Annotated in this window: 17 protein-coding genes; 6 read left to right on the forward strand and 11 right to left on the reverse strand. The window is 59.4% G+C overall.

Features of this window, described 5'->3' with window-relative positions:
• Positions 1-44: 44 nt before the first annotated feature.
• On the reverse strand, positions 45-926 hold the full coding sequence (locus P3T24_RS12525; RefSeq protein WP_429434934.1) for an aldo/keto reductase family oxidoreductase: 882 nt from the start codon (positions 924-926) through the stop codon (positions 45-47).
• A gap of 104 nt (positions 927-1,030) precedes the next feature.
• On the opposite strand from P3T24_RS12525, the gene P3T24_RS12530 reads away from it, so the two are divergent.
• A complete protein-coding gene (locus tag P3T24_RS12530; protein ID WP_074267074.1) occupies positions 1,031-1,933 on the forward strand; it encodes a LysR family transcriptional regulator in 903 nt (300 codons plus the stop codon).
• Between the two features lie 55 nt (positions 1,934-1,988).
• On the opposite strand, the gene P3T24_RS12535 is transcribed toward P3T24_RS12530, so the two are convergent.
• Positions 1,989-2,723 (reverse strand): hypothetical protein, encoded by a 735-nt coding sequence (locus P3T24_RS12535; protein WP_074267075.1) that lies wholly within the window; start codon positions 2,721-2,723, stop codon positions 1,989-1,991.
• A gap of 272 nt (positions 2,724-2,995) precedes the next feature.
• Between P3T24_RS12535 and P3T24_RS12540 the strand changes: the two genes are divergently transcribed.
• Positions 2,996-5,533 carry a penicillin-binding protein 1A gene (locus P3T24_RS12540; RefSeq protein WP_429435314.1) on the forward strand — a complete coding sequence of 846 codons (2,538 nt, stop codon included), beginning with the start codon at positions 2,996-2,998 and terminating at the stop codon, positions 5,531-5,533.
• A 14-nt stretch (positions 5,534-5,547) separates the two neighbouring features.
• Here the strand turns inward: P3T24_RS12540 and P3T24_RS12545 are convergent, their stop codons facing one another.
• Complete coding sequence (locus P3T24_RS12545; RefSeq protein ID WP_429434937.1) at positions 5,548-6,324, reverse strand: NAD(P)H-dependent oxidoreductase; 777 nt, start codon at positions 6,322-6,324, stop codon at positions 5,548-5,550.
• 84 nt (positions 6,325-6,408) lie between these two features.
• Here P3T24_RS12545 and P3T24_RS12550 point away from each other — a divergent pair, with 84 nt between their 5' ends.
• From P3T24_RS12550 to P3T24_RS12560, 3 genes are all read left to right on the forward strand, one after another.
• Positions 6,409-7,302 (forward strand): LysR family transcriptional regulator, encoded by an 894-nt coding sequence (locus tag P3T24_RS12550; protein WP_429406170.1) that lies wholly within the window; start codon positions 6,409-6,411, stop codon positions 7,300-7,302.
• A gap of 79 nt (positions 7,303-7,381) precedes the next feature.
• Complete coding sequence (locus P3T24_RS12555; protein ID WP_429434939.1) at positions 7,382-8,014, forward strand: chromate transporter; 633 nt, start codon at positions 7,382-7,384, stop codon at positions 8,012-8,014.
• Between the two features lie 5 nt (positions 8,015-8,019).
• Entirely contained in the window at positions 8,020-8,547 is a 528-nt protein-coding gene (locus P3T24_RS12560) for a chromate transporter (RefSeq protein ID WP_429406174.1), read from the forward strand.
• 21 nt (positions 8,548-8,568) lie between these two features.
• On the opposite strand, the gene P3T24_RS12565 is transcribed toward P3T24_RS12560, so the two are convergent.
• From P3T24_RS12565 to P3T24_RS12585, 5 genes are all read right to left on the reverse strand, one after another.
• Positions 8,569-8,994 carry a RidA family protein gene (locus tag P3T24_RS12565; RefSeq protein WP_429434942.1) on the reverse strand — a complete coding sequence of 142 codons (426 nt, stop codon included), beginning with the start codon at positions 8,992-8,994 and terminating at the stop codon, positions 8,569-8,571.
• Between the two features lie 49 nt (positions 8,995-9,043).
• Positions 9,044-10,318, reverse strand: coding sequence for a NupC/NupG family nucleoside CNT transporter (locus P3T24_RS12570; RefSeq protein WP_429434945.1), 1,275 nt, complete (start codon positions 10,316-10,318; stop codon positions 9,044-9,046).
• 17 nt (positions 10,319-10,335) lie between these two features.
• Entirely contained in the window at positions 10,336-11,382 is a 1,047-nt protein-coding gene (locus tag P3T24_RS12575) for a purine-nucleoside phosphorylase (protein ID WP_429434948.1), read from the reverse strand.
• Positions 11,383-11,479: 97 nt separating this feature from the next.
• A complete protein-coding gene (locus tag P3T24_RS12580; RefSeq protein ID WP_083611586.1) occupies positions 11,480-12,433 on the reverse strand; it encodes a nucleoside-specific channel-forming protein Tsx in 954 nt (317 codons plus the stop codon).
• Positions 12,434-12,831: 398 nt separating this feature from the next.
• Positions 12,832-13,809, reverse strand: a complete 978-nt coding sequence (locus tag P3T24_RS12585) for a helix-turn-helix transcriptional regulator (RefSeq protein WP_429434952.1) — start codon at positions 13,807-13,809, stop codon at positions 12,832-12,834.
• Positions 13,810-13,999: 190 nt separating this feature from the next.
• Here P3T24_RS12585 and P3T24_RS12590 point away from each other — a divergent pair, with 190 nt between their 5' ends.
• Complete coding sequence (locus P3T24_RS12590) at positions 14,000-14,797, forward strand: BPSS1780 family membrane protein (protein ID WP_429434955.1); 798 nt, start codon at positions 14,000-14,002, stop codon at positions 14,795-14,797.
• Between the two features lie 77 nt (positions 14,798-14,874).
• Here the strand turns inward: P3T24_RS12590 and P3T24_RS12595 are convergent, their stop codons facing one another.
• From P3T24_RS12595 to P3T24_RS12605, 3 genes are all read right to left on the reverse strand, one after another.
• Positions 14,875-16,353, reverse strand: coding sequence for an aspartate/glutamate racemase family protein (locus P3T24_RS12595; protein ID WP_429434957.1), 1,479 nt, complete (start codon positions 16,351-16,353; stop codon positions 14,875-14,877).
• Complete coding sequence (locus tag P3T24_RS12600) at positions 16,350-17,636, reverse strand: dicarboxylate/amino acid:cation symporter (RefSeq protein WP_429434960.1); 1,287 nt, start codon at positions 17,634-17,636, stop codon at positions 16,350-16,352. The genes P3T24_RS12595 and P3T24_RS12600 overlap by 4 nt, the downstream gene beginning before the upstream one ends.
• 210 nt (positions 17,637-17,846) lie before the next feature.
• Complete coding sequence (locus P3T24_RS12605; RefSeq protein WP_074267088.1) at positions 17,847-18,755, reverse strand: LysR substrate-binding domain-containing protein; 909 nt, start codon at positions 18,753-18,755, stop codon at positions 17,847-17,849.
• Positions 18,756-19,325 lie beyond the last annotated feature (570 nt).

The following is a 19,325-nucleotide window of genomic DNA, read 5'->3' on the forward strand; positions in this document are numbered from 1 at the left end:
CCCGGTTGTCCGAGGCATTGCGTTCAGTTCATTAAACCCTGCGCTTAATGCGCCCCGCTTACCTGACGGATCGTGTCCAGTTCAGCGAGCACCGTTTCGGACAGCTTCAACTGCGCCGCCCGCAGGTTTTCGCGCAAATGCCCGACCGACGAGGTACCCGGAATCAGCAGAATGTTAGGCGAACGATGCAAGAGCCACGCGAGCGCGACCTGCATTGGCGTTGCACCGATCGATTCCGCGACCTTGGACAACCCCGACGACTGAATCGGCGTGAATCCGCCAAGCGGGAAGAACGGCACGTACGCGATGCCCTTGGCGGCGAGTTCGTCGACCAGCGCGTCGTCTTCGCGCTGCACGAGGTTGTAATGGTTCTGCACGCAGACAATCTCCGCGATGCCCTGCGCCTCGGCAACCTGCGTCGAGGTCACGTTGCTCAGCCCGATGTGGCGAACCAGGCCTTGACGCTGAAGTTCGGCCAATGCTTCGACCTCCCTGGCAATCGAACCTTCCGCTGGACCGTGGATCTTGCCCATGATCCGCATATCGACGACCTCGAGCGTGTCGAGACCCAGATTGCGAAGGTTATCGTGGACGCCGCGTTCGATATCTTTCGGGTCGGTTGCTGCTAGCCAGGCACCGTCGTCGCCACGAACCGCGCCCACCTTGGTGACGATGACGAGATCGTCGGGATAAGGGTGAAGCGCTTCGCGAATGATCTGGTTGGTGACATGCGGCCCGTAGAAATCGCTCGTATCGATGTGGTCGACGCCCGACGCAATGGCTTCGCGAAGCACCGCGATGGCCGCGTCACGATCCTTCGGGGGACCAAATACGTTGGGGCCCGCAAGCTGCATGGCGCCGTAGCCCATCCGTTTGACGGTGCGGCCGGCAAGCTTAAAAGTGTCTACAAGAGTAGGTGTAGTCATAACGCCCTCCTTTGGCGAGTGATGGGACGCAGTATGGTCGTGATTGCGTTGTTTGAAAATCCGATCTAAATTGCACGGGTTGTTCAAAATTTTGCACAATCGCCATGGAATTGAATGATCTTGCCGCTTTCGTCTCTGTGGCGCATGCCGGGGGTTTTCGCGACGCTGCCCGCATCAGCGGCGTGTCGGCGTCGAGCCTGAGCATCGCCGTGCGCCGGCTCGAGACGAAGTTCGGTCTGCGTTTGCTCAACCGGACCACACGCAGTGTGGCGCCGACTGAGGCGGGGCTACGCCTGCTCGAAACGCTGACGCCCCTGTTCAGCGAGATGGAAGCGGCGCTGGATGTCCTGAACGGGTTTCGGGAGAAGCCGACCGGCACGCTCAAGCTCAACGTGCCGTCGAGCGCGGCGCGGATTGTCTTGCCCAGCGTCATTGCGTCGTTTCTGAAGGCCTATCCCGACATCCGCGTGGAGGTTGTGGTGGAGGACGGCTTTGTCGATGTGCTTTCGATCGGCTGCGACGCGGGTATTCGCTACGACGAGCGGCTTGAGCAGGACATGATCGCTGTGCCGATCGGACCGCGTGTGCAGCGTTTTGCTACGGCTGCGGCGCCGGGGTATCTCGATGTGCATGGGAGACCCGAACATCCGCGCGAACTGCTTTCGCATGCTTGCCTGCGTGGGCAGTTTGCTGGAGGCGCGAAACCGACGTGGGATTTCGAACGGGACGGTGAAGTAGTGCGGTTGGATCCTTCGGGGCCGCTGCTTGTCCGGCCGGGGGCTGCAATGGACCTGGCGATCAGCACTGCGGTGGCCGGGGTAGGGGTGATTCACCTGTTCGAGGATATGCTGCGCCCGCATCTCGAGAGCGGAACGCTCGAGCCAATTCTGGAGCCGTGGTGGCAGCGTTTTCCGGGGCCGTTTCTCTACTACCCGGGGCGGCGGCATTTGCCGGCGCCGTTGCGGGCTTTTGTGGATTTTTTGAAGGCGGGTGAGGGATCGAACTAGCGCTCACCCGAACTTCATTCAACCCGTCATATCAGCCAATGGCTAAGGAAAGCGGCTACTGCGTGGCGTGCTTGAACGATTCCAGTTCGCTCGTAAACCGTTGAGTCCTGACGCCGTTGCTTCCGTAGTACTCCTCGACGGACTTAACCCAGCGGCCGGTTTCGGGCACGTACCAGAACGCCTTGTAGAGACGGCCAGTGACGGCCGTCGGCGCGGCCTTGCGGGTCTGCGCTATAACGGTCGTTCCTCCCTGCGTGGAGAAGGCGCCTCCCGTTGCGGATTGAATCGGCGCAGTCTCCGCGGTCCAGTCTCCTTCGGCTTCGACCTTGATCGCGTCAAACTTTCCCGCGGGCACTTCTACGGATTCGGGGCCGACCACCTTGAACCGGCTGTCGAACGACTCCGATGCGTGCTGCACATTCGGATGCGCCTCGGTGTATTTCACTTCCCACGTCTTGCCGACGGTCAGCGGGAACGATAAAGGCCGATTGACCGTAGTTTCGGAGCCGTTCACGTTACGCGAACGGCTCCAGTCCGAGCCCGCGATCAGTTCTTTTGCGGCCTGGGTCGTGCCAACCTGCTTCGTTTCGAAGTAGATATGATCGGACGTGGTCCGCAGTACGACGATCTCGTCATGACTCTGGTGCCAGCCGTTAGGGCCGTTCTCGATCGTATTGACATACGTCCAGGTGTCGCCCTCGCTGAGTTTGGGGGCAGCGACGGACTCTGCGTGCACAAGCGTGGGAGCAACAAGGGAAATCAGCAGCAGGATGGTTCTTGTCGTTTTCATGGTCTTTGGTTTTTCTCAATTGGTCTGCCGGACGATTCTAGTTACCCAATCTTTCGGTTAGCATTCAGGCCGGTTTTACCAAAACCGGTGTTCCCGATCTCTTTCCACATCTGCCAGAACCTGGGCCCACGTACGCGGTTTGATACCATTCACGCTTTTCAAGATGGGCCGAAACCAGCGTGAGTCGCCAATTTGTATCGTCCGTACGTGAATTCTGCCGCCTGTGGGCCGGCCGGCTTGCACGTTTGCTGGGGGCCACCCTTCTTCTCGTCGTGGAGTTGATCGGGTTCGCCGCTCGCCTGCTCAAACCCTTGCTGGTCAAGGTGCTGTTCCATCTACGTCATCCGACGCGGCGCGGTGTTCTGCTTACGTTCGCCACACCGCCTGCGCTCGTGCTGCTGTATGTGATTGTGCTGATTCCGTTCACGCCGAGCATTAGCGATATCCGCAAGGCGCGGGTCGACCAGCCGGCGCAGATTCTCTCGGCCGACGGCAAGCTGCTCGCTGAATTCAAGCCTTCGAACCGCGAATGGGTTTCGCTCGCCGATATCTCGCCCCACATGGTCGACGCACTGATCTCGACCGAAGACCACCGCTTTTACCAGCACCATGGTATCGACTGGCGGCGCACGGGATCTGCGGCATTGCACACGTTCGGCGGCGACCGCCAGGGTGGTTCGACGATCACCCAGCAACTGGCGCGCAATCTCTATCCGGACGAAATCGGCCGCGCTCCGACTCTCACGCGCAAAGTGAAAGAAGCGATCACCGCGCTAAAGATCGAGGCGGCTTATAGCAAGGACCAGATTCTCGAAACGTATCTGAACACGGTGCCGTTTCTGTACAACGCGTACGGCATCGAAATGGCTTCGCGCACGTACTTCGGCAAATCCGCGGATCAACTGGATATTCTGGAAAGCGCCACGTTGACCGGCATGTTGAAGGGCAACAGCTATTACAACCCGGTGATCAATCCGGACCGCGCGCTGGAGCGCCGCAATACGGTGCTCGCGCAGATGGTCAAATACGGCCGTCTCTCGCAGGCGACCTACGCAACATTGAGCCGCAAGCCTCTGCGCGTCGATTTCGAACGGCAGATCGAACCGCCGGGACCTGCTCCGCACTTCGCGCAGCAGTTGCGTAAGTGGCTGATCTCGTGGGCCGATCGCAACGACTACAACATTTACTCAGATGGACTAATTGTTCATACGACGATCGATTCGCGTCTGCAGTCGATGGCGACCGCGGCGGTTGTCTCGCAGGGCAATGCGTTGCAATCGGTCGCCAATGGGGCGTGGAGCGGACGCTCCGGCTGCTCGCCGCAAAGCGATCTCTTCAAGAGTTTCATCCGCGAGACGCCGGATTACAAGGCTGCGATCAGCGCCGGTCAAAGCGACGACGATGCGCTTCAGCATCTGGGCGCTGACCGTACATTCGTGCGCACGCTGTGCCACGATAAGACCGAAGTGCAGGCAGGTTTCCTCGCCATCGATCCGCGTAACGGGCAGATCAAGGCATGGGTGGGCAGCCGCGATTTCACCGACGAGCCGTTCGATCACGTTCAGCAGTCACGGCGTCAGCCCGGTTCGACGTTCAAGCCTTTCGTGTACGGTGCCGCTTTCGCAGATGGCGCGAAGCCCACGGACACCTTCATCGATCAGCCGATCGAAATCCCGCTGAAGGGCGGCGAGATCTGGCGTCCGAACGACGATGCGCCGCCGAGCGGCAAGCCGATGACACTGCGCGATGCGCTCGCTTATTCGCGCAACCGCATCACCGCGCAGTTGATGGAGCAGGTTGGGCCGGACAAGGTGGTCCGGCTCGCGCGCGCGATGGGCGTGCGCGACAGCGAACTCGCCCCTGTGCCATCGCTTGCACTGGGCACGAGCCCGGTGACGATCAAGGAAATGGTCTCGGCGTATGGCACGATTGCGAACGACGGCGAGTATCTCGAGCCGCGCATGGTGACGAGCATCGAGGATCACAATGGCAACGTGCTCGCGCAATTCGAGCCCGCTTCGCCGGAGCGGGCGTTGCCGGCTGCGGCGGATAGGACGCTGCTCGATGTGATGCGCGATGTCGTGAATCGCGGTACTGGTTCCGCTATCCGTTCGCGTTTCGGCATTCGCGCGGATGTGGCGGGCAAGACCGGCACGACGCAGGACAATGCCGACGGCTGGTTCATCCTGATGCATCCGCAACTGGTGGCGGGTGCGTGGGTTGGCTTCGACGACGGGCGTGTCACGTTGGGCAGCAATTATTGGGGCGAAGGCGCGCATACCGCGTTGCCGATTGTCGGGGATTTCTATCAGCGTGCGCTGCGAGCGCGGCTGATCGACTCGCGAGTGAAGTTTGCGACCGAGGTGCAGCCGAGTCTGTTCGATGAGTTCCGCGACAAACTGAATGCGTGGGTGAGCTATCTGTTTGCATCGAAGCCGAAGACGCAAACTGCGCCTGCACCGCTGCGTCATGTGGCACCGAAGCCGGCGCCGGTTACTTCGCCTTCGGCATCTGTGCCGTCATCGGCATCGTCGGGGACGTCTGCGGCCCTATCGGCTCCTGCAGCTTCAGTGCCGCGTGAAGTGCCGCCTTTGCTCGGCGCCCCTGGCGCAGCTGCATCGGCGCCTGCGGCTGCTTCGAATTCTGGCTCGAGCGCTATACCCCCTGCAGCGGTGCTCTCGCCGGCATCGGCCGCCGAGTTGATGGGCGTGCCGCAACGCAACGGCGGTTTCCCCGTTGAAGGGCCAGGTTCGTCGCCTACACCCTCACCGGATGTACCTGAGGGCGATTCTGGGTCGAGCAGGCAGTGAGCCCAGCGCACTTTCTACGCGATGTGCGCGGCGAAGCCGACCTGTTCAGGAGCAATCTCAGGTCGAAGCGTGCATTCGGGAATGTCGTATTCGCCTGCATTCTGCTGGCGATACGGTATCGGGTTCGTATTCCAAAGGTCGTCGAGACGTTGTCCGAGTTTGTCGCAGGTTTCCAAAAACCGTTCGTCGTCCATACGGCTGGTCCGATAGACGACGAACGGCGGCAACACGTCGAAGCCGGGGTAATACAGTATCCCGTGCTGAATCGGGAATAACACGTCGTCGATGGGTCCGTTGATACCTCGCGGGCCGTAGTGCGATTCCCATCCACCAGTGGTGACGATCAGCATCGCCCTCTTGCCCGTCATCGAACCTTCTCCGTAGCGATCGCCCCAGTGAGAATTGGAATGTTCTCCTACTCCATACGCGAAGCCATACGCATAGACGCGCTCTACCCAGCCTTTCAGGATCGCCGGCATCGAGAACCACCACAGCGGAAACTGCAGGATGAGTGCATCCGCCCAGCGCAACTTGTTCTGTTCCAGGACGATGTCCTGACTCTGCCTACCGCTCTCGAACGCAAGTCTGGACTCATGCGACGGATCAAAACGTGTACCGGCTGGCCGATCGATGCTGTCGTCCTGGTCGAGCGACGCTTTCCAGTTCATTGCGTACAGGTCTGATACTTGTACCGTATGCCCCGCATCTTCAAGACGCTTGATCGAGAAGTCCTTGAGCGAACCATTCAATGATCGAGGCTCGGGATGGGCATACACGATAAGAATATTCATGACTTGGCCTCCATTGCAAAGAGAGGCAGGATAGGTCTCGGTCGGGTATATTAGAAATGAATATCCAATATTGCAGGTATTAACGTGAATAATCTCAGGCGGCTGGACCTCAACTTGCTAGTCACGCTGGATGTCCTGCTCTCGGAACACAACGTGACGCGTGCAGCTGAGCGGCTGAATTTTTCGCAACCATCGGTCAGCGTGCATCTCGCCAAGCTAAGGGATATCTTTGGTGATCCACTGCTGTTGCCGGGGCCGCGCGGCATGCGGCCCACCGCGAGGGCGGAATCGCTGCGCGAGCCTTTGCGGCAAGCGCTTGAAGCACTGGAGAGAACAGTCGCCCCAGCCAGCCCCTTTGATCCAGCCACGGCGAGTCATACGTGGCGCGTCGCCGCTGCCGACTACGGGGAATCGACGATCCTGCTGCCGGTGTTGGCCGGCTTGCGCTCGGCGGCCCCTGGCACCCGGCTGGCGGTTGTGGAGATGTTTCCGTCGCGCATTGCCAGACAAGCGGAACGGGGGGAGATCGATCTTGCTTTCCATACCAGCGAGGGGTCACCCGCCGGATTGCATCGCCGGGTGTTGTTTGCGGAGCGGTACGTGCTGGTCGGTCGTGCGGGACATCCGCGCCTGAAGCGGCGACCAACGCTCGCGCAATTCTGCGAGCTTGAGCACGTAATCGTGTCGCAGGACGGCGCCGGGTTCCGTGGCGTTACCGACGAAGTGCTTGCAGAAGCAGGAATGTCACGCCGGGTTGTGCTTTCGGTCCCGCACTTTCTCTTCATGATGTCGGTTTTGGCGAGCACAGACCTCGTCGCGATGTTGCCATCGCGCCTGACTCGCAATACGTCAACGTTGCGCGTGGTCGAGCCGCCGCTGGAGGTATCTGGCTACGAGATGGCCATGCTTTGGCATGAGCGCTCCCATCGCGATCCTGCGCATCGATGGTTGCGCGATTACATTGCAGATTCAGTGTGATCTGCGTCGCTGCGGCACGGAATATGCCGCTGCTATTATCTCCCGCACCGCAAACAAACCGCCCTGAGTGGAATGTCCAATGAGCGCACCGATCTCCGATGATGGAAATAGCCAACGTTCCGGCCCGCGCGCCGACGCGCCCTTCGCTTCGCCTAAGCCGACTTTAGGCGAATTGTTCGGTGCGTTCTTCATGATCGGGCTCACTGGCTTCGGCGGTGTGTTGCCCTGGGCGCGCCGCATGCTCGTCGAGCGCCGTGGCTGGTTGACTGATCGCGAGTTCGCCGAAGTGCTACCACTGGCACAGCTCCTGCCCGGACCGAACGTTTCGAACATCGCCACCATCATCGGACGGAAGTATCACGGCGCACTCGGCGCGGTGACGGGTGTATGCGGGCTTTACCTTGCCCCTACGATCATCACCGTGGGCGTCGGCTACGCTTACGCAAGCTGGGGTAACGCGGCCGTTACGACACACCTGCTCGCAGGCTTGATGCCTGTAGCGACGGGTCTGGTGATTGCGACGGTGCTCAAGCTGCTTGTGAGCTTGCCACGTGACCTTCGGAACCTGGTACTGGTGGTCGCGATGTTTGTCGCGGTCGGCTTGCTGAAGCTGCCACTGCTGCTGGTTCTCGCGGTGCTTGGCCCGTTTGGCTCGTGGCTGATGTGGCGTGCGCTGCGCGCCGAGGCTTCAACGAAGCCTCGCGCGGAGTAAGCCTGATGACCTCCAGACTGACCGATCTCGCGCTCCACAGTGCGCTGTGGTCCGTCCTCGCCGTGGGCGGGATGAACTCCACACTGGCCGATATTCAACGTTACGCAGTGGATACGCGTCACTGGCTCACTGCCCAGCAGTTCGTCACGTTCTTTTCGGCCATGCAGGCGGCGCCGGGTCCTAATGGCATGGCGGTCTCGCTGATCGGTTTTCAGGCAGCCGGGCTGGCTGGCGCGCTGGTCGTGACGATTTCCATGATCGTGCCGTCCGCGTTGCTCGCTTACTTTGTGAGCGGCTGGGTCGAACGGCGCAACGATTCACTTGTTGTGAAGGCGGTTCGCCGTGGTCTCGCGCCTGGGACAGTGGGTCTGCTCGCTTGCGCATCCTACGTTTTCGTTCGGGAAATCGACGTCAATATCGGTCGTGCCGTGTTGACGATCGTGACGGTGGTCGTCGCTTATCGCACGCGGTTCAACCCGATCTGGCTGGTTGCGGTGGGTGCGGTGTTGGGGCTGGCGGGGTTCGTCAAATAGCGGGCAAGGTCAAGGTCAAGGTCAAGGCGTGTCGGAAGCGGGGTGCCGAAACCTCTCCCGCGGAATTTCCGCAATCGCGGCGATTTCGATCATCAGTTCCGGACGATACAGTCGCTCAACCTGAACCGTGGTGGTGACAGGAAACGGTGCGGCGAAAAACTCCTTGCGGATATCTCCTGTACCCATGAACGCATCGATATCCGTTGCGTAGTGCACCAGTGATATCACGTCGGCCATTTGTCCACCCATGACCGCTAAAACATCGCGGATGTTCTCCAGCACCTGGCGCGTCTGCGCGCGCATATCGTTGTGGCCCACCACCTGTCCGCTTCTATCGAGCGAGATCTGACCTTTCAGGTGCACGATATGGCCGTCACCCTGGATGACGGCCATCGAGAACGCGCCAAACGGTGACCATAATTCGGGCGGATTGAATGCCTGCACCATTGTCGAACTCCGTTGACGGATTGCTCCCGGAGATTATGCCCCGTCTCGCTCAGTGCAACGAAAAGAACAACCCCGCAATCGCAGCGCTCATCAAATTCGACAACGTACTCGCCGTAAGCGCTCGCAGTCCATGTCGCGCCACTTCAGAGCGTCGCTCAGGCGCCACCGCACTGAAACCCCCAGCCAGAATCGCGATCGAAGAGAAATTCGCAAAGCCGCACAGCGCGAACGATACGATCGCAATCGTCTTCGGATCGAGAATCTGCAGTCCCGCCGCGGCGACCTGGACGCTGTCCTTCAGGTACGGGGAGAGGTCGCCGTAGGCAACGAACTCATTGAGAATCAGCTTCTCGCCGATAAAGTTGCCGGCAAGCGGCGCGTCGTGCCACGGCACGCCGATCAACCAGGCGAGCGGCGCCAGAAGCGTGCCGATGAGACCCTGAAGCGTCACATGTGCGAAGCCGAACAGCGCCGCGATGCCTCCGACGGACGTGTTGACGAGCGCGATGAGTCCGATGAACGCAATCAGCATCGCTCCGACGTTGATGGCGATTTTCAGGCCAATGGTTGCGCCAGAGGCGGCCGCTTCGATGACGTTGGTCGAACCCTTCTCGTCGAAATCGAGCCCCTCTATCGTCGTCTGGCTCGGCTCGACAGTGGGATACAGCAGCTTGCCGAACAACAGGCCGCCTGGGACCGCCATGAACGACGCGGCCAGCAGGTACTCCATCTTCACCCCGAGGCCGGCGTACGCGGCGAGCACAGAACCCGCAACGGAAGCCATGCCGCTCGACATCACAGCAAAGATCTCGGCACTGGTCATCTGCCGGACGAACGGCTTTACCAGCGCAGGCATTTCGCTTTGACCGAGGAAGATGGTTGCAACCGCCGAGCAGGCTTCAATGCGGCTCACGTCGAGCAACTTCTCCAGCGCGATGCCGACGACGGTGACGATCCACTTCATGACCCCGACGTAATAAAGCACTGCGATCAGTGCTGTCACGAAGATGATCATGGGCAGCACACGTAGCCCAAATACGAAGCCACCCGCGCCGAAGAGCTCGAACATCTTGTTGTCGACCAGACCGCCAAAGATAAACGACACACCATGGTTGCCCATTTCGAGCACCCGGTTGACTCCTGCAGCGGCTGCCGCAAGGGCAGTGCGTCCGAAGGGTACGAACAGCACCAATGCGCCGATTGCCAACTGGGTCGCAAGCGCAGCGACCAGGGTGCGCGGCCGAACCGCGCCGCGATTGTTCGACAGCAAATAGGCGATCAACAGCAATATCAACATGCCACAAAGGCTGCGGACAATATCCACGTGGTTCCCCTCGAAATTTAGTTGGCCGGCACGCCGTCTTTCCAGTGCGGCCAGTCCTTGACGATCGCATTCACGAGCGGCGATCCGGCGAGATACAGGTTGTTCAACGCCGGGACAAAGCCTCCCTGATTCTGGTAATCGAGCAGGTTGTCGACGTTCGATACGCCTTGCGGAGGCCGGTCGAAGTCCGAGCCAGCACGCAATACCGCCACACGTTGCGTGTCGGCGAGCCCGGCAGATGCCGCGCGTTTGATGACCTCGAAAGTGGCGTTATCCTCCTGCTGCGTCGTGCAGTACACGCCCTTGCCGTCGGTCAGGAGTTTGGTCCAGTCGCGAGCGCGCTGTCCGATGGCATTCCCGGAGAACCAGGTATCGCCCGCGAGGGTGTCACACTGAATGACACTCGGGCGTTGATTGGCGGGCGCGCTCGAGTATTTCGCGCGATACGCTGCAGCCTGCGGGCTGTCTGTCAACGTCACGTCGCGCGAAAGACCATAGGCCTTTTGCAGTAGCGCCTCGTTCAGTTGAAACACTTCGGTGCGGTAGTCCAGCGGCGGCTTTTCATTTTCGCTTTTGGTATTGATGCCAAGGTAGCCGGACTTCCAACCTGGCGGAATTTCACGTGCATCCAGTTCCCACTGAATGCCGAAGTCCACCAGGTAGCGCGCCCATGCGGCTGAGCCGAGGGTGCCCTGCGCCGGGTCGATGCCGGCGATACCGGATACAAGGAAGTACGTCTTGCGCAAGTCGAACTGTTTCGAGTACACGAGCGCGGACATCGACGCCGCCGCATTCGTGTGCCCCATGCCGGTCGTCAGGACACAGACGCCGTCGTGGGTGCAGTGGACTTCGGGATAGTCAGGGGACAGCCCCGGCACCTTGATGCTCTCCATCGGGCCGAGGTGGTCCAGCCATACTTTGCCCTCCGGTCCAAACATGGAGATGATCAGAACCTTGACCGGGCGTGGGTGATGCGCGTTGTCCCCTGCGGCATGCACGCCGGCAACCAGCGACACGGCGAGTCCCAGTCCGGCGAGCATTCGTAGAAATTTCGTCTTCAACATGAGATCTGTATTCCTAATGGGTTGTTCAAACTTGTCTGGCGTCTGCGACTTCGCTCATGGTGCGATCGTCGATCGCGCCGGATGATGCAGCATACGATCAGAACTGATAGCCGACACTCGCGTAATAACCCCAACCGGTCGCGCGGTTGGCAAACGGGCCATTCCCGAAGTCGAGATCGCCGCCAGACCATTGGCCGCCATCGTGGAAGTACCGGGCTGCGGCCCAGAAGCGCCAGTGCGTGAATGAATAGAGCAGCACGTTCGTTTCGACGAAGGCCGTGTCCGTGCGGCTGGTGCCGCCGGTCTCCTCGCGCAGCTTCGAGCCGAAGTCATAGTTGAAGAAGCCGACGTACGTCAGATTGCCGCCATGAAAGCTTCCGAGCGGATAGATGTATTTCATCTGGGCGCGATAGCCGTCCCACGAGTTTTCATTCGCCGCGCCGTAGTTCTCCCATTGCCTGCGCACGTAGAGATTTGCGGACAGGATCAACGGCGTGTGCGTGTCGATATCCGTGCCGATGCCGCTATACAGGGTGTTCTGACGGCCGCCGATGTTGTAGCCCTCGTCATAGATCCAGTCGAACGCCAGATACCATTCCTTGAACGGACCAAAACCGAGGTGCCTGCCGACGAGGTCGTCGATCGATACGCGCGGTTCCTGCTCACTGAACAGGGGAGAGCCGCGGTCCCACATGCCGGTGTCATGCGTACTGCCTACTCCGAACACCTTTGGTGCGTCGATATACCCGTATAGGTCGAACGGGCCTTTTCTGCCGAAGTACTCGTACTCCAGATACATGTCGTTGGTCTCATAAGGTCCGAAGCGGATGTCTTTTGAGCCGATCACGCCGAGACTTTGATGAAACCATGACGATAGATAAGGAGACGCGGCGGCCGGTTGCGCTGCGGTATTGGGGACGACGGTGCCGCTTTCCGCGAGAGTCGGGTCGGTAGACTCGTCGGCCCTGGCTGTTTGAACTACGAAGAGGCTGACCGACATGAGCGCTGCGATCAGGGCAGCAAGCTTGCAATGGCGCTTCACGGCAGCCATCCACTTATTTCCAGCTATTTCATTTGGATGCCTAATTGTTATCATCTGATCGAATCCTTACCGTTATTAATATTTACGATGACTGCTGCCGTGCAAGTCTCTTCAGTCCTTGGCAGAAGCACCGCTAGATTGCACAGGCTGCATGCTTCGAGTGCGCTCGCGCCCCAATGTCGACCAGTTGGTCAGGTTAAGCGCACGCTATGCATGTAGGCGGCGATTGAACGCACGAAGCATGCCAAAGTTGTCTAGTTGGTCAGGATTCAGGATTGAGGAACTGCACGCCAGGGAAATCCTGACGCCGTCTGATGGATAGATGCGAAATGGATAGGTGAGCGTGAGATTGGCGAGTGTTGGCGGACTCGTTGCGGGCGACGTGGGCGCGTAATGGCCGTCGTGCCCTAATGTGCTGCTTTTATAGCTCGTCCCAAAGTCCGGTCGATGCGCGCGTTCATTGCTCGCAGGAACTCTAAAAGCTCGGGAGGCTCCTGGATATCGTATTCGACTTCCAGCGTGCACAGCCAGGATGCGATCGTGTGCAGATCATGCGCTCCCGTATGCACGATGCAGCGCTGCGAATCGAGCGGTGCCAGTTGCCCTACGAGTGGACAGATGCTTTGGGCGAGCGCCTGCATCGGCGCGTGAAGGATCACCTTGGCGCGCACCGGGTAAGCCGCCGTTGAAACCGAGCGCGAGACATAGGCAGCCAGATCACCCTTGTCCGGCCCATTACGAGGTTCGAAACGCGCTCCGCTCGAAATCGGCGGAACTACCCGGTCGACACGGAATGTGCGCCAGTCTGCCCGGCTGACGTCCCAGGCAACGAGGTACCACCGCGACTCCGCGTTGACCAGGCCTTGAGGTTCGACCGTGCGCTGGCTGACCTGGGCTTTGCCATCCCTATAGTTGAATTGCAATTGCTCGTGGTCCGCACACCCGCCGGCTAGCGTAGCCAGCACGGCCTGGTCGACCTTGGGGCCCGTCTGGGCCAACTTCTGGATAGATGCGAAAAAAGCCCTCGCCTTGCGGTTGTGGCCTGGAGGCATCAAATGCTCCAGCTTGACGAGGGCGGAGAGCGCCGACTCTTCGACGTCTTCCACACCGCTAGCAGCAAGCGTTCGCAGCGCCAGCGAGACGGCCAGTGCTTCGTCCTCCTCGAACAGCAAGGGCGGCAGGGTGGTCCCGGCTTCCAGGCTATATCCGCCATCCGGCCCCGGCGTCGCGCCGATCCGGTAGCCCAGACCGCGCAAGTGGTCGACGTCGCGACGCACGGTCCGCTCGGTGACGCCAAGGCGCTCGGCCAGCACGGCACCGTGCCACGACGGGGAACTCCTGAGCATCCCCAGCAGACGCAACAGTCTCGTGGAGTTTTGCAACATTTCGGCGTCGCCCTTCGTAGATGCGGACAACCTTTGTCCGCAATGATCCGTAGATTAGCAGTAACAGCAGGCCAGGACGATACCCGTGGATGCTGGGGAAAGAAGAGGCAATACCCGGACGGCGATGAACCTGATTTTCAGTTTGTAGGAGTACGAATAACAACGCTTCGTTTTCACTGAGGAAACTGTCATGAACATCGATTTTCCGAGCGACGTTTCTAAGCAAACGCGTCTTCATCGTCTGTCGGGACTACCTTTTTCCGGTGGGAGGGAGGTCAACCCTCTGCATATTTCCGATTGGCTGAGGAGTGGCGTGCGCGTCGCGAGCATGCAACCGGTGCTGTGGCTTAGCGTGTTGCTGGTCTGCGCCGATCTCGCGACGTTGCTGGGGTTTGTGCCGCAGTTGTATCCAGTGGCGGTGCTGCTGGCGCCACTCGTGATGGGTGGGTTGATGTTCGTGCAGGACGGCGCTAGCAAGGGGCAACCGGTGTCGCTGCGCGAGACGTTTGCGGCGCTGATTCGGCGCAGCAACGCGTTATGTCTGATCGGTTTGTATGGGGCGGCGATCGTTGCTATCGGCTATGTGGTTCTGCTGGCAACGTTCCATCTGTCTTTGAACGTGTCGGTTACGGCGAGTGGGGTGCATAACGTCTCGATCAGCTTTGGCGGCGACCATGGCGTACGCGGTGCGCTCGAATCGCTGCTGGGGGTGTCCATTTTCGCCGTCGCGATTGCTTCGGCCTGCTTTGCCCCGGCTCTGGTGATCTTGCACAACATGACGCCGCACGGAGCAATGCTCGCAAGTCTGAATGGCGCGGCGCGCAACTGGCCGGTGATGGTGATGTACTTCGCGGCGATGACGGTGGCCGTGCTGTTCGCACCGATGGTTCCGCTGGTGTTGCGTGCATTGGTGTTGACGCCGTTGTTGACCGCATTGCCGCTGCTGTCGATTTATGGCGCTTACAGAGACGTGTTTTTGGGGCGATGAGCGGGGCGTGGGCGGTGCTTGATGTTCCTGGCGAGCCATTGTCCGGGGGATACTCAATCCCCTATGGCTCTCCCGCCCTAAGCCCGCACCACCCCCATCTCCCCACGCGCATAAGCCACACAGCGCCGTGCAAGGATTTCAGTCGGATCCACAAGCCTCACAGCCCGACCGCCACCCGAATATATCTTCGCCTCAGGCAGCAGCAACGGCAATTCAGTACACCCAAGAAGAATTACCTCAACGCCGCGCCCGCTTAGTTCATCGACAGCTGCGCGAATATCGTCGAGGCACTCGCCAGTAGTAAACCCCGCCTTAACACCACACTCCCCATAAATCGCATTCATCACCCGCATCTGCAGATCATCGCTCGGAACGATCTGCCTCAGCCCACGCGCCTCGAATGCTTTTTTATAGACCCCACTCCTGATAGTCCCAGTGGTAGCAAGCAACCCAACCTCACGCAGATCGGGAAACGCCAGCTTCAGATATTCGACGCTCACCGTCAGCATATTGACGATCGGTACGTTCAGATACGGCTGTATCCGTTCGACAAACGCATGAGCGGTATTGCAAGGGATGGCGATAATGTCCACCTCCCCCGCTTCCAGCTTCTTGCACGTCGCGTACAACGACACCGTCGGGTCCTGCCCGTCACCCAGCAGATTCTCCGTCCGATCCGGAATCTGCGGGTTCTGTTCAACGAGCAGTTTGATGTGTTCCTGATCACGCGTCGCCGGCGTGCTACGCACCAGCTTTTGCATGAAGTCAACGGTGGCAGCAGGACCGACACCACCCACCACGCCAACCTTGAACGCACGGTTGTTGTGGCTAAAGGATTGCCCTACAGACGCGTATTGCGCGTACACCAGGTTCGAATCGACGATCGGGACGTCCAGCGCCGCAATCTGACTCAACACGAGACCAATTTCAGTCATCCCAGGCAAAATCACGTCCGCCCCCTGCGCGATCAGATCCTGACACGCCTCGCGCAATAGTTCGACGGGCCGTCCACCAAGGTTGCCGCTCTTGATCCCAGCCTCGCCATAGACAGCTTCGGTGACGGGATCCATATCAGCTGAACTACGCTGACGCGGATGCAGCACTTCGAACTCCGGTGCCCGGAAGTACCGCTCAAAAAGCCCCTCGTCGCGAATGTAGTCCGAGGTCAATACACCCACGCGCCGCGCCGATGGAAACGAGCGAGCTACATGGCAACGCAGCGCATCCAGCATGTCGACGATCTGCACCGACGTGTTCTCCTGCAACTCATCGATGAACGTGTGGCTCAAAAAGCAAGGCAGAAGAACACTCGTGACGCCGCGCTTTTCGAAATCGCGGATCATGTCGAAGATATACAGCTTCCGCTCTGTCGTCGCGGCGCGAGATGGGCTTGCATTGCGAAACGGACGCTGTTCGAACAGGACGTCGAAATGCTCCGCATCACTATGCGCGGGACTTGCCTGAATCAGCTTGAAAAGTACATCCGCGCCGGCGAGCGGCCCAAGCCCGCCGATCACGCCAAACACCCGCCTGTTAGCTAACTTCCTTGCTGTCATTGGACTTCGCTCTGAAGTTGTTCAAACTGCGGGGTGGGAGCGACAACTTCGCTGCTGCTGCGGCGCGCCTCCCATTTTGCGATCACGGCAGTCGCCACGCTGTTGCCGATCACGTTGGTCATCGTGCGTCCCATATCGAGAATCTGGTCGATCGCGAGGACCAATACGACCCCCTCGGCGGGCAAGTGAAACAGCGGTGCCACGGCTGCGACCACCACAACCGACCCTCGCGGCACGCTTGCCATGCCCTTGCTGCTTAGCATCAACACTAGCAGCATGAAGATCTGCTGCGACAGCGGCATGTCGATACCGAAGGCCTGGGCAATGAAAATTGCCGCAAACGATTGATACATCATAGACCCGTCGAGGTTGAATACGTAGCCCAGCGGTAGCGTAAATCCAACTACTTTCTTGTCGATGCCGAATTTCTCGAGTTGCTCGGTCAGGCGGGGATAGGCCGCTTCACTGCTGGCGGTCGAAAACGCTAGCATGGCCGGTTCGCGCACAGCCTTGAGCAAGCCTCCGATCTGCTTGCCCAGAAACAGGTAACCCACGCCAATCAGGAGCGTCCACAGCAGTAGAAGACCCAGGTAGAACGAACCAATCAGCTTACCGTAAGTAAGCAATACGCCCAGGCCGCGCAGCGTCACGGCGGACGCGATCGCACCGAACACCCCAAACGGCGCAGCGCGCATGACGTAATCGGTGAGTCGCAGCATCACGGGTACCATGCCGTCGATTGCCTGCACAACCACCTTTACGCGTGCGTCGTGCTTTAGCGCGCCTAGCCCCAGGCCGAAGAACAGCGAAAACACGAGTATCTGCAAGATGTCGTTGCGCGCCATCGCATCCAGCAGACTGGTCGGAAACGCGTGGGTAATGACGTCCTTGAAGTTCAACCCCGCGGTATTGAGGCCGGTGTTCACGTCGCTGCCGCTCACCACCATGTGCAGCGCTGCGCCCGGTTGCAGAGCATTGGCGAGTACTAATCCGAGGGCGAGCGACACGAGCGACGCACAGATAAACCAGCCGACCGTACGCAGTCCAATGCGCCCGACCTCCTGACCGCTCTCCATGCCAGCCAGTCCGGAAACGAGCGTGGCGAAAACCAGCGGCGCGATGATCATCTTGATCAGCCGCAGAAAGATATCCGTGATGATCGAGAAATAGCCGGCCAGGGTTTTTGCCGAGTCAGCATCGGGGGCGCCGGCGTGACACACGTAGCCTGCTGCGACGCCGAGCACCATGCCGACGGCGATATAAAGCGTAAGGCGATTTTTCATAGCTGTCCTTTTTTTCGTCGACTAGGACGAACATCCGCTTCCGCACGGCTTCCTATACAAAAGCGTGCATATCGCCTTCTCGCGCGACCGAATCGCGGTGATGAGAAGACTTGGACGGATACTAGAGACGAAAAAAATGAACGTGATGCGGGCTTGACATTGCACTATGCGGCAGCCGCATAGATATCGTGAAAGGAGCCCTGGCGTGCCTCAAGCCTCGATGCGGGACTCCAGGTATTCCCAGATGTCCTTCACGAGAGGCATCTCGTTGTTGCGATCGCGGTAGAGGCGCAATTGCAGATCGAGTTGCCACGTACGGTCGCCGGCGGTCACGAGCGTGCCGCTATTCAACTCTGTTTCGATCAGGCTACGCGGTAGCCAGGCGATGCCTTCGCCGTTAAGCGCGAGTTTCTTTAGCACATCCGCCATATCTGATTCGAAGTGCGGAGTCAGTGCTGGATTTTTGGTCGCCCTGTGCAGCAGCAGGTGCAGGCAACGGGCAAAGTAGGTGGTCGCGCTATAGCCAATCAACGGTAAGGGACGGCCCGGCGTCCCTGGAAGACGGAACGACGGTGTCGAGCGCTGGCTGGGTGCGCAGACGGGCAGGAAGACGTCGTGTCCGACGGTGAGGTGAGGATAGCGCGTGGCGTCGAGATGCAGGGGCAGGTCAGGGTGCTCGTAAGCAAGCATCAGCTCGCAGTTACCGTTCACCAGCATCAGAATCGAATCGTGGACGTTGGTCGGGACAATCCTTACACGCAGTCCGCTAAAGCGGCTTTGCAGCGAGCGCAGCCAGTCCGGCACAAAGCCAACGGAGATGGCGTGGCCGGCGGCGATCTGCAATCCGGTCCCGGGCATGCGCTGCTCGCTGCGGATAATCGCTCGCGTGTCGAACAGCTTGCCCAGGATGTCCTCAGCGGCTTCCCGGAACAACGCGCCAGCGGGCGTAAGCGTGGGCGGATAGGTGCTGCGGTCGATCAGTTCAGCGCCGATCCACTGTTCCAGCGCCTGAATGCGCCGGCTGAGCCCGGATTGGGTGACATTGCGCACTTCCGCCGCGCGCGAAAAGCTCTGGTGCTGCGCGAGCGCGATGAAATCCTCGATCCACTTGACTTCCACGTTAGCTCCTCGACAACGTGTGAATTGGCTGGCCTGCCAGACTCCCCGTCGACCGATTCTAGCGTCGCCATTTTTTATCGCCAACCGACTGTGGACGCCACGCGTCGGAGCGTAGAGCGACTTTTTCTGCGCGATAGATCGGTAAAACTAAAGCGCGTATCTGATAACGTCTTTCGAGTTTTCAGAGTGCATGTGACGTATTAAATACGTGATCAAAATGACGGCTTGCTGAACGATATTTCGCGGCGCGAGATTCGGTTCCAGACGAAGTATTCACATGTGGCAATCATCCAACACCTGCCAAATAAATCGCTGCGCAGGAGATGGAAAAAAACCGGAGATCCCCTCTGTGTAGGGTTTCCAATCCTTTCAGGTTGCTGAAAGATAGAATTTCAATATGGGTCTGTTTTTTATCATGAAACCATCAGATATATTTGCGCCGCGGTAGTCGATCAGGTCTGTAAACATCAACCAGCTGTTATCCGGACATTAATGTCGCGTTGAAAGTACAGGCTTGAGCGCAATAGCCTTCGGTTTGCGAATCGTCTCGCGGGATAGTAAATCGAGACC

The organism is Paraburkholderia sp. GAS33 (assembly GCF_050436645.1).
In the GTDB taxonomy this organism is placed as follows: domain Bacteria; phylum Pseudomonadota; class Gammaproteobacteria; order Burkholderiales; family Burkholderiaceae; genus Paraburkholderia; species Paraburkholderia phenazinium_B.